Here is a 14,070-nt window from a genome sequence, read left to right on the forward strand (position 1 = left end):
ATGGACCCCATGACAGCGCGTCGCCCGACCGGACGTCGCGGCACGGGCGGTGCCGCACGTCCCGCGAGCGCACGCCCGCCCTCGGCCGGGGCACGGCGCGGCGGCCCCGCAGCGCAGCAGCGGCCCGCCGGCCCCTCCCGCACCTCCGCGAGCCGGGCCACCGGCTCCTCGCGCCCCTCGCCGGCCGCGCCGGCGGCCAAGGCGGCCCGGGAGGACCCGCACGAGGAGGCGACGAGCCCGACGATCACGCTGCGCGGGCTCGGACTGTTCGTCGTCGTCCTCATCGCGTTCATCGTCCTCGCGCCGACCCTGCGCCATGCGGTCGAGCAGCAGGAGCAGCTGCGTGAGCTCGGCGCCGACATCGAGGCAGCCGAGGAGCGCACCGCGGCCCTCGAGCTCGAGCTCGAGCAGTGGCAGGACGAGACGTTCGTCCAGGCGCAGGCCCGCGACCGGCTCGGTTACGTCATGCCCGGGGAGCAGACCTTCCGCGTCGTCGACCCCGAGACCGTCGTCGGCACGGACGCGGAGGCCGAGCTCGAGGCCTCGGGCGTCCCGGGCATGGAGGACGCCCCCTGGTACCTCGCGCTGTGGGAGTCGGTGGCGATGGCCGGCCAGGCGGTCCCCGGCGCGCAGGAGCCGGAGTAGGACGTTTCGTGCCCGGCCCCTCCGTGAGGGAGAATCAGCCGGTGACCGACGCGCAACCCGTGACCCCTGCGGACCTCGACGTGCTGGCCCAGCAGCTGGGCCGCCTCCCACGCGGGGTCGTGGGCATCGCCGCGCGGTGCGTCTGCGGCCGGCCGCTCGTCGTGCGGACCGCGCCGCGGCTGGAGGACGGCACGCCCTTCCCCACGACCTTCTACCTCACCGAGCCGGCCGTCGTGCGTGCCGTGAGCACCCTCGAGGCCGAGGGCGTCATGCGCGAGATGACCGAGCGGCTGGAGACGGACGAGGCGCTGGCCGCCGCCTACCGCGCGGCCCACGAGGACTACCTCGCCCGCCGCGCCGAGCTCGGCGAGGTGCCCGAGATCGCCGGTGTCTCCGCCGGCGGGATGCCCACCCGCGTCAAGTGCCTCCACGTGCTCGTGGGGCACTCCCTGGCCGTGGGTCCGGGCGTGAACCCGCTCGGTGACGAGGCTCTGGAGCTGCTCCGCCCCCGTTGGCGGCCCGACCGCTGCACCTGCGCCACCGAGGTCGCGAGCGAGGAGACGGACCGATGACGCGCGTCGCCGCCATCGACTGCGGGACGAACTCCATCCGTCTGCTCATCGCCGACGTCACCCGCCGCGGCCCGCTCGTCGAGGTCGAGCGGCACATGGAGGTCGTGCGTCTGGGCCAGGGCGTGGACCGCACCGGCATGCTCGACCCCGCCGCCCTCGAGCGGACGCTGGACGCGGTGCGCCGCTACGCGCAGATCTGCCGCGACCGCGACGTCGAGACGACCCGGTTCGTCGCCACCTCCGCCACGCGCGACGCCGGCAACAGCCACACCTTCGTCAGCGGGGTGCGCGCCCTGCTCGGCGTGGAGCCCGAGGTCATCAGCGGGCAGGAGGAGGCCGCGCTGTCCTACGCCGGCGCCGCGAGCGTCATGGACCCCGACCAGCCGCGTCCGCTCCTCGTCGTCGACATCGGGGGCGGGTCGACCGAGTTCGTCCTCGGCGACGACGTCCCCAGCTCCGGCATCTCGGTGAAGATGGGCAGCGTCCGGCTCACCGAGCGCCACCTGCGCGCCGACCCACCCACCCCCAAGCAGGTCAAGGCCGCCCGCAAGGACGTGCGCGAGCTGCTCGCCCAGGTGGAGGCCGAGCTGCCGCTGGAGGACGTGCGCACCATCGTCGGGGTCGCCGGCTCGGTGACGACGGTGACCGCGCACGCCCTGGGTCTGCCGCAGTACGACCGCACCCGCATCGACGGCGCGGAGCTCACCCCCGAGGCCGTCCTCGCCTCGTGCGACGCGCTGCTTCACGCCTCCCGGCAGGAGCGCGCGGCCATGGGCTTCATGCACCCGGGCCGGGTGGACGTCATCGGCGCCGGCGCGCTCATCTGGGCGGAGGTCGTCGAGTTCGTCAGCCGGGCGACCGGCCGCACGCCGATCGTCCGCACGAGCGAGCACGACATCCTCGACGGCATCGCCCTCAGCCTGCGCTGACCGCCCGGCGCGGCCGCCGGGCATGATGGGCACCATGGGATTCGTCGCGGCGGGGAGCGGGTGGCCCGGTGACCGCGCCACGCCGCAGACTCCCGTGGCGCGGTCTGCGGCCGGCGTGCGGCGCCTGGCTGCCGGCAGCCCGGACCTCCTGACCCTCGACGCCCGCTCCACCGTCTGCTGCGCCTGCCCGCGGCTGGTCGGGTGGCGCGAGCACGTCGCCGACGTCAAGCGCCGTGCCTTCGCCGACGAGACGTACTGGGGCCGCCCCGCGCCGGGCTTCGGCGACCCGCAGGGCCACCTCCTCGTCGTCGGGCTCGCGCCCGCCGCGCACGGGGCCAACCGCACCGGACGCCTGTTCACCGGGGACCGCTCGGGCGACTGGATCTTCGCCGCGCTCCACCGGGCCGGGTACGCCAACCAGGCGGAGTCGCGGGCCGCCGACGACGGGCTGGAGCTCACCGGCGCGCGCATGGTCGCAGCCGTTCGCTGCGCCCCGCCGGACAACAAGCCCAGCCCCGACGAGCGCGCCGCGTGCAGCGGGTGGCTGGAGCGGGAGATCACCCTCATGGAGCCGACGACGACGGCGGTGCTCGCGCTGGGCGCCATCGCCTGGCAGGCGACGCTCGCCGCGCTCGTCGCCCTCGGCTGGCAGGTGCCGCGCCCGCGCCCGCACTTCGGCCACGGCGCGGAGGCCGTCGTCCGCACCCCCGGTGGGCGGGAGGTCCGCCTCATCGGGTCCTACCACGTGTCCCAGCAGAACACCTTCACCGGCCGGCTCACCGAGACCATGCTCGACGACGTCCTCGACCGCTGCCGGGCGACCGCCGGCCCCGCCTAGGATGAGCGGGCGCGACCTGCCCCCATAGCCCAACCGGCAGAGGCAGCCGACTTAAAATCGGCTCAGTGCGGGTTCGAGTCCCGCTGGGGGTACGCACGATATTTCCTACTTTCGTCGCCCCTTTCCGGGCCCGCTGCCGGATGCGCCTCCTGCGACAGGACCGCACACTTGGGTGGTCAGAACTTCTCCGCGGGCGGGCGGCCGGTGAGGAGGTGAGCACGATGGACGTGACGCTGGAGACACGGACCGCGTCGTGGCGCGACGCGATCGCCGCGCACTACGAGACCCAACAGGTGCGGCTCACCTGGCAGCTGCGCGGGGACGACGACCCCGAGGAGTACCTCTAGACCGGTCCCGGGCGGGCTGACCAGACCGCGCGAACCGGGCGAAGCGCCCATACGATCGATAGGTGACCACCCCGCTCCCCGCAGCCCCGCGTCCTCGCCGTACCAAGCGGATACTCATCCTCGGCGGCGGGTACATCGGCCTGTACACCGCGCTCGGGCTGCGCAAGCAGATGAGCCGCGAGGACGTCGAGATCGCCGTCGTCGACCCGCGCTCGTACATGACCTACCAGCCCTTCCTCCCCGAGGCCGCGGCCGGCAACCTCGAGCCGCGGCACGTCGTGGCCCCGCTGCGTCGCGAGCTGCGCGGCTGCACCCTCGTCACGGGCAGCGTGAGCGAGATCCGGCACGCCGACCGCCGCGTCGTCGTCGAGCCGATCGAGGAGGGGGAGAGCTACGAGCTCGCCTACGACGAGCTCGTCGTCGGGCTCGGGGCGGTGCCCCGGACCCTGCCCATCCCCGGCCTTGCCGAGTTCGCCATCGGGTTCAAGTGGGTCGAGGAGGCCAACGCGCTGCACAACCAGGTGCTCGGCAAGATGGACGTCGCCGCCTCCACCTGGGACCCCGCGCTGCGTCGTCGCAAGCTCACCTTCGTCTTCGTCGGCGGCGGGTTCGCCGGCATCGAGGCACTCGGCGAGATCGAGGACATGGCCCGCGACGCCGCGAAGATGTTCGACGGCATCCGCCGTGAGGACATGCGCTTCGTGCTCGTCGAGGGCGCCGGGCGCATCCTGCCCGAGGTCGGGGAGGAGCTCGGCGGGTACGCGATCGAGCAGCTGCGCGCCCGCGGCGTGGAGATCCACCTCAACACCTTCCTCGAGTCGTGCGTCGACGGGTACGTCAAGCTCTCGAGCGGGGAGGAGTTCGAGGCCGACACCGTCGTGTGGACCGCGGGCGTCAAGGCCAACCCGGTGCTCGGAAGCTCCGACCTGCCCCTCGACGAGCGCGGTCGGGTCCGCGCCCTGCCCACCCTCCAGGTGGCGGGTGACGACGGCGTCGTGCCGGGCGCATGGGTGGCCGGGGACTGCGCGGCCGTCCCCGACCTCACCTCCGACACCCCCGGGGCGACGACCGGCCCCACCGCCCAGCACGCGGTGCGCCAGGCGCGGCACCTCGCCCGCAACCTCGCCCGCCACCTGCGGGGGGAGCCGCTGGAGGACTACGCGCACAAGAACGTCGGCACCGTCGCCTCCCTCGGCCTGGGCAAGGGCGTGGCGAACGTCTTCGGCGTCAAGCTCCGCGGCCCGGTCGCGTGGTTCATGCACCGGACCTACCACATGTGGGCGATGCCGACCTTCAACCGCAAGGTCCGCATCGTCCTCGACTGGACGACGGCGCTGTTCTTCCGGCGCGAGCTCGTCGCGCTCGGCTCGCTCCAGAGCCCGCGCGCCTCGTTCGTCGCGGCCGCGACCGACACGCCCCGCGCACAGCCCTCGCCGCCCGCCGAGCCCCGGTAGGTCAGCCGGGCCGCACCAGCCCGGTGTCGTAGGCGAGGATGACCGCCTGCACGCGGTCGCGCAGGTCGAGCTTGGCCAGCACCTTGCCCACGTGCGTCTTGACCGTCGCCTCCGAGACGAGGAGCCGCGCGGCGATCTCCCCGTTCGACAGGCCCTCGGCGACGAGCCCGAGCACCTCGCGCTCGCGGGTGGTGAGGCTGGACAGGACGCCGTCGTCGGGGGGCTCGGTCGCGGAGGTCGCCGGGAGGCGCTCGCCGAACAGCTCGAGCATGCGCCGGGTCACCCGCGGGGAGACGACGGCGTCCCCGTCGGCCACGGTGCGGATGGCCGCCACGAGCGTCTCGGGCGGGGTGTCCTTGAGGAGGAACCCGCTGGCGCCGGCGCGCAGACCGGCGAAGGCGTACTCGTCGAGGTCGAAGGTCGTGAGGATGAGGACCCGGCACCCGGGCAGTGAGGCGACGATCTGCTCGGTCGCCTCGATGCCGTTGAGCCGCGGCATGCGCACGTCCATGAGGACGACGTCGGGTCGCAGCGCCGTCGCCAGCGTCACCGCGGCCTGCCCGTCGGCTGCCTCGCCGACCACCTCGATGTCCTCCTCGGCCCCCAGGACGAGCCGGAAGCCCATGCGCAGCAGCGCCTGGTCGTCGGCCAGCAGCACCGTGATGCTCACAGCTCCCCCTCCTCAGCCCAGCGCAGCACGGCCCGCACGCGCCAGCCGCCGGGCGTCGGCCCGGCCTCGACGTGCCCGTCGTAGACCGCCGCACGCTCCCGCATGCCTACCAGACCGCGCCCGCCGGGTGTGCTCGCCGGCCGCGCGCCGTCGGCGTTGTCGACCTCGACGACGACGTACCCGGGCTGCCGGTCGATCGTCACGTCGATCCGCGGGGAGCCCGGGGCGTGGCGCAGGACGTTGGTCAGCGCCTCCTGGACGATGCGGAACACCGCGAGCTGCAGGCCGGCGTCGGCGGGCAGCGCGGGGCCGCTCTCGGTGAGGGACACCGGCACCCCGGCCGCCTGGAAGCGGGCGATGACGTCGGTGAGGTCGGTGTTGAGCGGCTGGGGCGCGAGCGGCGCCCCGCCCTCGCCCGCGTCGTCGTCGCGCAGGACGCCGAGCAGCCGGCGCGTGTCGGCCAGGGCCGACCGGCCGGTGGCGGCGAGCTCGTCGAGTGCCACGGCGGCCTGGTCGGGCCGCTTGGTCAGGGAGGCGCGGGCGCCGTCGGCGAGCGTGACCATGACCGACAGGCTGTGGGCGACGACGTCGTGCATCTCGCGGGCGATGCGGTTGCGCTCCGCGACCAGCGCGATCTGCGCGCTTTGGTCGCGCTCGAGGGCGAGCTGGGCGGCGCGCTCGACGAGCGCCGCGATGTGCAGCCGCCGCCCGCGTGCCGTCGTGCCGAGCATGAGGGCGATCATCGCCAGGGCGAACGTCGTGCTCAGGGCGATGACGAAGGACGCCGCCGGGCTGAGGGCGACCTCCGTGCCGTCCGCGACGTTCACCGACACGAGCGCGGAGGGCCACACGGCGAGTGCCCCGGCGAACACGGCGAGGAGACCGGCGAGGGAGAACCAGGCGGCGCGCGCCGGACTGTAGGCCGCGACGGCGTACAGGGCGAGGACGGCCGCGATCTCCAGGCCGGTCGTCTCCCGCAGCATCGCCTGCGAGACGACGAGGGCGGCGAGGACGACGGCGAGGGTGAGGACGGGACGGTGACGCCGGCCCAGGAGGGCGGCGAAGCCGACGAGGGCGAGCGCTGCCCCCGTCCAGCCGGTGCCTCCTGAGCCCATCGTGGGTCCCAAGAGGACCGTGGCCGCGGCGGGGATGCCGTACCAGAGGGCGACGACCCAGTCGACGACGACGGGGTGGCGGTCCAGGACGCGGCGCAGCGGGCCGACGCGCGGCCCGGCGAGGCCGTTCGGCCGGGGGCCGGGTGCCTCCGCGGGCGGGGCGACCGGGACGGCGCGAGGTGGCGCCGGGGGGCCGTCACCAGGTGACGTGCCCCCCGGCGCCGGGGGCCGCAGGATGCTCAGGCGTCCCTCCTACGCATGAGCACCGCGGCGGCGAGGAGGGCGACCGCGATGTAGATCGCGAAGACGCCCAGGCCGGCCCACGGCTCGAGGAGCGGGGGGAGTCCGGCGGTCTGCATCTCCATGCCCGGACTGTCGACCGCGACGATCCGCTCACCCGCCGTCGTCGGCAGGTAGGGGTAGGCGTCGCGCAGCCACTCGAGCGGGGACATGGCGAGCTGGACGATGACCGGCAGCAGGAGAAGGATCCCGAGCACGGCGGCCAGGGCGCCTGCGGAGTGCCGCAGCAGCGCCCCGAGGGCCAGCCCGAAGAGGCCGACCGCCGCGAGGTACAGGCCGGTGCCCCAGAAGATGCGCAGCGTGACCGGGTCGCCCAGGTCGGCGGCGCCCCCGACGTCTCCGAGGAGCGGCATCGTCAGCACGTAGGAGAGGATCACGCCGAGCACCCCGACGACGAACGCGACGACGGCGATGACGATCGCCTTCGCGACCAGCGCCGGGACCCGGGAGGGGACCGCCGCGAACGTCGAGCGGATCATGCCAGTGGAGTACTCGCCGGTGATCATGAGGACGCCGAGCACCGCGACGACGAGCTGGGCCATGATGTAGCTCGTCGCGATGACCGTCTGGCCGTCGAGCCCGGTGTCGAAGCCCGCGTCGGCGGACTGTGAGGCACCGAAGGCGAGGAGCAGGCAGATGAGCACCATCGAGACGAGGGTGGCGCCCAGCGTCCAGTAGGTGGAGCGCAGGGACCAGAACTTCAGCCACTCGGAGGTGAGGACGCGCGGGAAGGTCACCGGCTTGACGGCGACGGCGCGCGGGGCGGTCTGGGTGGTCATCGTACGGCTCCTTCCGGGGTGCCGACGGAGGCGCTCGCGTGCTCGGTGCGGAACTCGACCTCGTCGTGGGTGAGACTCATGTAGGCGTCCTCGAGGGAGGCGCGCAGCGGGGTGAGCTCGTGCAGCGCGATGCCCGCGCCGGCCGCGAGCTCACCGATCTCCTCGGCGGTCCGGCCGGAGACCTCCATGAGGCCCGGCTCGGTGGCGACGAGGGAGACGCCCTGCCCGGCGAGGAGCTCGCTCAGCTCGCCGGCGCGCGGGGAGCGCACCCGGACGCTGACCTCGCGGGTGGCGTCGACGATGTCCCGGACGGGTCCCGAGGCGATGATCCGGCCGCGGCCGATGACGAGGAGGTGGTCCGCCGTCTGGGCCATCTCGCTCATGAGGTGGGAGGAGAGGAACACGGTGCGGCCCTCCCCGGCGAGGTAGCGCACCATCGTGCGCACCCACTTGACCCCCTCGGGGTCCAGGCCGTTGACCGGCTCGTCGAGGATGAGCGTGCGAGGGTCGCCGAGCATCGCCGCGGCGATGCCCAGCCGCTGGCCCATGCCGAGGGAGAAGCCGCCGACCCGCTTCCGCGCGACGGTCTGGAGGCCGGTCATCTCGATGACCTCCTCCACCCGGGAGGTGGCGATCCCGTGGGTCGCGGCCAGCGCGCGCAGGTGGTTGTAGGCCGAGCGGCCGGTGTGCACCGCCTTGGCGTCGAGGAGCACCCCGACCTCGTGCAGCGGTGCCCGGTGCGCGGCGTAGGGCTTGCCGTTGACCGTCACGGTGCCGGAGGTCGGACGGTCCAGGCCGACGATCATCCGCATCGTCGTCGACTTCCCGGCCCCGTTGGGGCCGAGGAACCCGGTGACGGTCCCGGGTTCCACCGTGAAGCTCACGCGGTCCACGGCGGTCTTGTCGCCGTAGCGCTTGGTGAGCTCGTGGGCCTGGATCATGTGGTGCCTCCTTGTTCCCTCCACAGTAGGGCGGGCGGGCTCCGGGCACGACGCCCGGCAGGGGGAGATCGCCCCGCCGGTTCCCTCACCCTCGAGGCTGACGACCTCCACCCCGAGGATGAGCCGACCCGGCCCGCGTGCGGGATCCGGCTCTCGGCGCGAGGGGGTGTCGGGCCGGAACACGGACGCGGCCTGCGGCGTTGTCCTGGACAACGGCGGGTCTCGTGCGAGGGGGGCGCATAGGATGACCGCGGATGAGACCTACGCGTCGGCCCGTGGCCACGCGCGACCAGGAGGCACTGAGTGAGCAATCCAGTCTTCGAGAACAGTCCGTACTTCGGCGAGCGCCGCGGTACGACGCCCAGCGGCTACCCCACCCACCCGGGGTACGCGCCGTCGGCCGGGACCACCTACCCGCCGGCAGCGGACCCGCAGCAGGTGCAGAACCTCGAGTACGCCTACCAGCAGCCGGCCGCCGGACCGGCCCAGACCGGGCGGCTCACCTACGACGACGTCATCGTCAAGACCGGTGGACTGCTCGCGCTCGTCGTCGCGATGGGCGCCCTGAACTGGTTCGTCCTCGGCGGCAACATGATCGCCACCTTCGGCGGCCTCGCCGTCGGACTCGTGCTCGGCCTGGTCAACGCGTTCAAGCGTGAGCCCAGCCCGGCGCTCATCGCCGTGTACGCGGCGGCCGAGGGCCTGTTCCTCGGTGGCATCTCGATGGTCTTCGAGAGCATCTACCCCGGCATCGTGCTCCAGGCGGTGCTCGCCACCGGCGCGACCTTCGTCGCCACCCTCGCGCTGTACTCCAGCGGCAAGATCCGCGTGACCCCGAAGATGACCCGCTTCGTGCTCATCGCCCTCGTCGGGTACGCGCTGTTCTCGCTGGTCAACCTCGGCATCATGCTCCTCGGCAGCGGCGACTCCGCGTTCGGCCTGCGCTCGAGCGTGGAGATCATGGGGATCCCGCTCGGCGTCATCATCGGTGTCTTCGCCGTCGGCCTCGCCGCCTTCTGCCTCATCCTCGACTTCGACGCGATCAAGCGCGGCGTCCAGGCGGGCATCCCGAGCCGCTACGCGTGGTCGGCCGCCTTCGGCCTCCTCGTCACCCTCGTGTGGCTCTACCTCGAGTTCCTCCGCCTCCTGGCGATCCTGCGCGGCGGCGACTGACCGCAGCCCCTGCTCCGAGAGCCGGATCGTGCCCCGTGCACGATCCGGCTCTCGTCGTCTGCGGGGAGTGTCGGGTCCTCGGGGGCCGTCCGGGGGAGGGGGTGCGGCCGTAAGGTACGGCCATGCCTCTCTTCGACCTCGATGCAGCACGTCTGCCCGACTACCGCCCCGACGTCGCCGAGCCGGCGGACTTCGACGACTTCTGGGCCCGCACGCTGGCCGAGACGCGCGCGCACGACCTCGCCGTCGAGGCCGTCCCGGTCGACGCGCACCTGCGGCTCGTCGACGCCTTCGACCTCACCTTCTCCGGCTTCGGCGGGCACCGGGTCAAGGCGTGGTACCTGCGTCCGGCGGGCACCGACGAGCCGCTCCCGGCGGTCGTGGAGTACCTCGGCTACGGCGGGGGACGCGGCCTGCCGCACAGCAGGCTGCTGTGGGCGGCGGCCGGCTACGCCTACGTCGTCATGGACACCCGCGGGCAGGGGACGACGACGACGAACGGGTTCGGGGCCACCCCGGACCCCGTCGGCACCGGCGTCGCCGCCCCCGGCACGCTGACCCGCGGCATCGAGGACCCGCACGAGCACTACTACCGGCGCGTCTACACCGACGGCGTCCGCGCCGTCGAGGCGGTGCGCACCCTCCCGGGCGTGGACGAAGGCCGCGTCGCGGTCACCGGGGTGAGCCAGGGCGGGGCGATCACCACCGCCGTCGCCGGCCTCGTCGACGTCGCCGCTGCCATGCCCGACGTCCCGTGGCTGGCGCACATCCGGCGCGGCGTCGAGATGGCGCCGGAGGGCCCGTTCGAGGAGGTGCGCACCTACCTCGCCGCGCACCGGGACCGGGTCGAGCCGGCGTTCCGCACGCTGTCCTACATCGACGGCGTCAACCACGCGAAGCGGGCGACGGCGCCGGCGCTGTACTCGGTCGCGCTCATGGACACCGTCTGCCCGCCGTCGACCGTGTACGCCTCGGCCAACCACTACGGCGGCGACGTCGACGTCGAGGTCTACCCCTTCAACGAGCACGAGGGCGGCACCGAGTTCCAGCGCGAGCGTCAGCTCACCTGGCTCGCGGAGCGCCTCGCCCGCTGACCGTCCTCCGCGGACGAGTCGCCCCCACCACGCCAGCACCCCGCCGAGAGCTGGATCCTGCACCGTGCAGGATCCAGCTCTCGGCGGGGTGGGGTGCGTGAGAGCGGGGAGGGCTACTGCTGCTCGACGAGGTCGGGCTGCTTCTCGGCGCGGCGGGCCCGGACCTTCTCCAGCCGGCGCTCGACGAGCAGGTAGAGCACCGGGACGAAGAGCAGGGTGAGGAACGTCGAGGTGACGAGCCCGCCGATGACGACGAGCGCGAGCGGCTGGGAGATGAACGCGCTGCCGCCGGTGATGCCGGTCGCCATGGGGACCAGCGCCGCGATGGTCGCGGCGGCCGTCATGAGGATCGGGGCCAGGCGGTGCCGGCCACCCTCGATGATCCCCTCGACCAGCCCCATGCCCTCCTTGCGGTACTGGTTGATGAGGTCGATGAGGACGATCGCGTTCGTCACGACGATGCCGACGAGCATGAGCGCGCCGATGAGGCCGGGCACGTCGAGCTGGCTGCCGGTGAGGACGAGCATGAGCACCGCACCGGTCGCCGCGAACGGCACCGAGATCATGAGCACGAGGGGCTGGATGAGGGAGTTGAACGTCGCCACCATGACGAGGTAGACGATCGCCAGCGACAGGAGCAGCGCGAGGCCGAGGTTGGCGAAGGCCTCCTCCTGGTCGGCGCTGACCCCGGCGACCTCTGCCGAGACGCCGTCGGGCAGGTCGAGGGAGTCCAGCGCGCCCTGGAGGGCGGCGGTGACCTGGCCGAGGTCCGAGGCGGTGGACGTCGCGGTGATCGACGCGCTGCGCAGCCCGTCGGCCCGGGTGATGGTCACCGGCTGGGCGACCTCCTCGACCTGGGCCACCTGGGACAGCGGGACCGGGCCGGCCGGGGTCGCCAGCGGCAGCGCGGCGAGCTCCTCACGGGTCGCCGGCGCCTCGCCGACCTCCATGACGATCTCGTTGCGCCCGTTCTCGGTGTTGACGACGCCGAGCGTCGTGCCCTGCAGCGCCGTGGAGACGGTCTGTCCGACCTGCGCCTCGGTGAGCCCGAGGGCCGCGGCGGCCTCCCGGTCCACCCGGACCTGGAGGGTGGGCAGCTCGGCGGCGAGGTTGGAGGTGACGTCGGTGGTGCCCTCGATGCCGGCGACGGCGTCGAGCACCTGCTGCGCCGCTGTCTCGACGTCCTCCCCGTCGACGCCGCTGACGACGACCTCGAGGCTCCCCCCGAACCCGGCCATGCCGGTGGCCACGGTGAGCTCGCCCGCGTCCTCGACGTCGGCGAGCAGGGCGCGCAGCTCCTCCTCGGCGGCGACGGCGTCGGCGTCGAGGTCGAGGGTGATGGAGAACATCGTGTCGTTGGACGAGCCGAAGAACGCCATGGCGGCGTCGCCGGAGCCGCCGGTCACCTGGTAGGTCTCCACGTCGTCGAGCTCGGCGATGGCCTCCTCGACCCGCTGGGCGGCGGCGTCGGCGGCGGCCAGGGACGTGCCCGCGGGCAGCGTCTGGGTGACCGACAGGGTGTTCTGGCCGGTGTCCCCGATGAACTGGGTCTGCAGCTGGGTGGCCGCGCCGGCCGTCCCGGCGAGGACGACGACGGCGGCGAGCACGGCGAGCCACGGGCGGCGCAGCGCGGCGCGCAGGGTGCCGACGTAGCTGCGCTGGAGGAAGGAGCGGCGCTCCTTCTCCTCGGCCGCCGCGCGCACGACCGCGGGGTCCTCACCCGGTCGCGGACCGCGGACGAACCAGTAGGCGAGCACCGGGACGATGGTGAGCGCGACGAACAGGGAGGCGAGCAGGGCGAGCGCGGCGGTGAACGCGAAGGGCCGGAAGAGCTCACCGACCATCCCGCCGACGAGACCGATCGGCACGAACACGGCGGCGGTGGCGATCGTCGCGGAGGTGATGGCGCCGGCGACCTCGCGCACGGCGTCGAGGATCGCCTGGCGGCGCGGCTTGCCGTAGGACAGGTGCCGGTTGATGTTCTCGATGACGACGATCGAGTCGTCGACGACGCGGCCGACGGACACGGTGAGCGCGGCGAGGGTGAAGAGGTTGAGCGTGTAGCCCACGGTGCGCAGGCCGATGAGCGCGACGATGAGCGACAGCGGGATCGACAGCGCGGTCACCGCCGTCGGGCGCCACTTGCGCAGGAACAGCAGGATGACGACGACGGCGAAGACGAGGCCGAGCAGGCCCTCGACGGTGAGGTCCTCGATCGACTGCTCGATGAACGGCGCCTGGTCGAAGACGACGGTGATCTCCGCGCCCTCACCGAGCGCGGTCGCGAACTCGGGGATGAGCTCCTGGACCTCGTGGGAGACCTCGACGGTGTTGCCGTCGGGCGTCTTGGTGATGGCCAGCCCGAAGCTCGGCGTGCCGTCGGTGCGGCTGAAGGAGGTGGCGGTGGCGGGCTCGGAGGTGACCTCGGCGATCGTGTCGAGGCGCACCGGGCCGGCCGCGGTGGGGATGGGCAGGGCGGCGACGTCCTCGGCGGAGGTGAGCCGCTCGCCGGTCTGGACCGACAGGGTGCGGTCGTCCTCGGTGATCGTCCCGCCGGGCACGACGGCGCCGTTGGCGGTGAGCGCCTGGCCGATGGCGGTGGGGTCGAGGCCGGCCTGGGCGAGGGCGGGCAGGTCGACGTCGATACGGACCTGGTCGTCCTGCACGCCGCTGAGCTGGACGTCACGGACCCCGTCGAGGCGCTCGAGCTCGGGCACGACGACGGTGCGGAGCACCTCGGCGGCGGCGTCCTGGTCCCCGCTCGTCGCGGCGGAGAGCTGGACGACGGGCAGGTCGTCGATGCCGCCGGAGATGACCTGCCAGTCGGCGGCCTCGGGCAGCACGGGGCCCAGGCGGGTGAGCGCGGCCTGCAGCTCCTGCTGGGCGTTGGTGACGTTCGTGCCGTACTCGAGCTCGAGGAGGACGACGGAGGAGCCGGCGCTCGACGTCGACGTCGTGCCCTCGAGGCCCGCGACGACGCCCGCCGCCTGCTCGACGACGTCGCTCACCTGCTGCTCGACGACCTCGGGGGAGGCGCCGGGGTAGGAGGTGACGACGCCGACGATGGGCAGGTCGAGCGGCGGGATGAGCTCCTGCTTGAGCGTCGACGTCGCCCACAGGCCGCCGAGGACGGCGAGGACCGTGGCCAGGGCGACCAGCGCGCGGTTGGAGAGGCTGAACCGGGCAAGAGAGGACACGCGCGCTCCGTGTGGG

General features: G+C 73.5%; 13 protein-coding genes and 1 tRNA gene. 9 read left to right on the forward strand and 5 right to left on the reverse strand.

Annotated elements, in window-relative coordinates; genetic code table 11:
• Positions 1-9: 9 nt before the first annotated feature.
• From FE251_RS02260 to FE251_RS02285, 7 genes are all read left to right on the forward strand, one after another.
• On the forward strand, positions 10-645 hold the full coding sequence (locus FE251_RS02260) for an FtsB family cell division protein (protein ID WP_139071314.1): 636 nt from the start codon (positions 10-12) through the stop codon (positions 643-645).
• A 41-nt stretch (positions 646-686) separates the two neighbouring features.
• Complete coding sequence (locus FE251_RS02265; RefSeq protein ID WP_139071315.1) at positions 687-1,217, forward strand: DUF501 domain-containing protein; 531 nt, start codon at positions 687-689, stop codon at positions 1,215-1,217.
• Positions 1,214-2,146, forward strand: coding sequence for a Ppx/GppA phosphatase family protein (locus tag FE251_RS02270; RefSeq protein ID WP_139071316.1), 933 nt, complete (start codon positions 1,214-1,216; stop codon positions 2,144-2,146). The genes FE251_RS02265 and FE251_RS02270 overlap by 4 nt, the downstream gene beginning before the upstream one ends.
• A 34-nt stretch (positions 2,147-2,180) precedes the next feature.
• Positions 2,181-2,984, forward strand: a complete 804-nt coding sequence (locus FE251_RS02275; RefSeq protein WP_139071317.1) for a uracil-DNA glycosylase — start codon at positions 2,181-2,183, stop codon at positions 2,982-2,984.
• 18 nt (positions 2,985-3,002) lie between these two features.
• Positions 3,003-3,076, forward strand: a tRNA-Leu gene (locus FE251_RS02280).
• A gap of 120 nt (positions 3,077-3,196) precedes the next feature.
• A complete protein-coding gene (locus FE251_RS15905) occupies positions 3,197-3,331 on the forward strand; it encodes a hypothetical protein (protein WP_269144721.1) in 135 nt (44 codons plus the stop codon).
• Between the two features lie 62 nt (positions 3,332-3,393).
• Positions 3,394-4,785, forward strand: coding sequence for an NAD(P)/FAD-dependent oxidoreductase (locus FE251_RS02285; protein WP_139071318.1), 1,392 nt, complete (start codon positions 3,394-3,396; stop codon positions 4,783-4,785).
• 1 nt (position 4,786) lies between these two features.
• Here FE251_RS02285 and FE251_RS02290 read toward each other — a convergent pair whose 3' ends face one another.
• Genes FE251_RS02290 through FE251_RS02305 form a run of 4 tightly spaced genes read right to left on the reverse strand, consistent with a single transcriptional unit; the run spans position 4,787 to position 8,590 of the window.
• Positions 4,787-5,455, reverse strand: coding sequence for a response regulator (locus FE251_RS02290; protein ID WP_255303573.1), 669 nt, complete (start codon positions 5,453-5,455; stop codon positions 4,787-4,789).
• Entirely contained in the window at positions 5,452-6,813 is a 1,362-nt protein-coding gene (locus FE251_RS02295; protein WP_456237477.1) for a histidine kinase, read from the reverse strand. The genes FE251_RS02290 and FE251_RS02295 overlap by 4 nt, the downstream gene beginning before the upstream one ends.
• Positions 6,810-7,649 carry an ABC transporter permease subunit gene (locus FE251_RS02300; protein ID WP_139071320.1) on the reverse strand — a complete coding sequence of 280 codons (840 nt, stop codon included), beginning with the start codon at positions 7,647-7,649 and terminating at the stop codon, positions 6,810-6,812. The genes FE251_RS02295 and FE251_RS02300 overlap by 4 nt, the downstream gene beginning before the upstream one ends.
• Positions 7,646-8,590, reverse strand: coding sequence for an ABC transporter ATP-binding protein (locus tag FE251_RS02305; protein ID WP_139071321.1), 945 nt, complete (start codon positions 8,588-8,590; stop codon positions 7,646-7,648). Before FE251_RS02305 ends, FE251_RS02300 begins: the two co-directional genes overlap by 4 nt.
• Positions 8,591-8,893: 303 nt before the next feature.
• On the opposite strand from FE251_RS02305, the gene FE251_RS02310 reads away from it, so the two are divergent.
• On the forward strand, positions 8,894-9,763 hold the full coding sequence (locus FE251_RS02310) for a Bax inhibitor-1/YccA family protein (protein WP_139071322.1): 870 nt from the start codon (positions 8,894-8,896) through the stop codon (positions 9,761-9,763).
• A 122-nt stretch (positions 9,764-9,885) separates the two neighbouring features.
• A complete protein-coding gene (locus tag FE251_RS02315) occupies positions 9,886-10,857 on the forward strand; it encodes an acetylxylan esterase (RefSeq protein WP_139071323.1) in 972 nt (323 codons plus the stop codon).
• A 113-nt stretch (positions 10,858-10,970) separates the two neighbouring features.
• On the opposite strand, the gene FE251_RS02320 is transcribed toward FE251_RS02315, so the two are convergent.
• The gene (locus tag FE251_RS02320; RefSeq protein WP_139072221.1) at positions 10,971-14,054 is read right to left on the reverse strand and encodes an efflux RND transporter permease subunit; all 3,084 of its coding nucleotides are present in this window, start codon (positions 14,052-14,054) and stop codon (positions 10,971-10,973) included.
• Positions 14,055-14,070: the final 16 nt, after the last annotated feature.

The sequence above is a fragment of the Georgenia wutianyii genome, assembly GCF_006349365.1.
Classification (GTDB): Bacteria; Actinomycetota; Actinomycetes; order Actinomycetales; family Actinomycetaceae; genus Oceanitalea; species Oceanitalea wutianyii.